Origin of the sequence: Rhodoplanes sp. SY1, from assembly GCF_046000175.1 — a bacterium.
In the GTDB taxonomy this organism is placed as follows: Bacteria; Pseudomonadota; Alphaproteobacteria; order Rhizobiales; family Xanthobacteraceae; genus Rhodoplanes.
Genome location: NZ_JBEOMB010000420.1, coordinates 1 through 638 on the forward strand (window position 1 = coordinate 1; position 638 = coordinate 638).

Here is a 638-nt window from a genome sequence, read left to right on the forward strand (position 1 = left end):
AGGAGCAGCACGTCCGGCTCCGGGAACGGCTTGCCGTTCGGCGCGATGTTGCCCTTGCCCATCATGCCGATGTCGGCCTTCACGTAGGTGCAGACGTCCTCGGAGTGGCCGGACTTCTCGGCCTCCATGATATAGTTGCCGGAGAGCTTGCGCATCCCGTTCTGAATGGCGTTGATCTCCGGCAGGTTGTTGACGATGCCGAAGCACATCAAGAGCTCGTTCAGGTTGCCCGGCACGAACGTCGAGGCGACCTTGCGGCCGGTCTCGTGCTTCGACGTGATCGCCTCGTAGTTCTTCGCGATCATCTCCTTCTGCAGGAGCATCGACGGTTCCTTGACGGCGTCGCTCATCGGATCAGCTCCACAGCTTGATGGAATCGGCGAAGGTGCCGGCCTGCTCGCGGATCGGCTGCATCTGGCCGGAGTTCTCGGCGTACTTGAAGGCGATGTGCGGGATGCCGGCCTCGGTGAGCCGGCGGCAGATCATCGGACGGTCGAGCAGCGCGGGGTCGCAGAAGCTCGGCGTCGCGTAGACGACGCCCTCGGCACGCGCCTTCCTCACCTGGGCGACGTGGAACTTGCCCTTGTCCTCCTCGTTCGGGACGTACTTGCACGACGTCTCGACCGAGTGCTTCAGAT

1 protein-coding gene and 1 pseudogene are annotated in these 638 nt (G+C 63.3%); both read right to left on the reverse strand.

The features are described from left to right. Positions 1–350 (reverse strand): annotated as a pseudogene (locus tag ABTU92_RS30080) (benzoyl-CoA reductase subunit B); the annotation flags it as partial. A 4-nt stretch (positions 351–354) separates the two neighbouring features. Next, the coding region (locus tag ABTU92_RS30085; RefSeq protein ID WP_408095198.1) for a 2-hydroxyacyl-CoA dehydratase at positions 355–638 on the reverse strand (284 nt) is incomplete at its 5' end.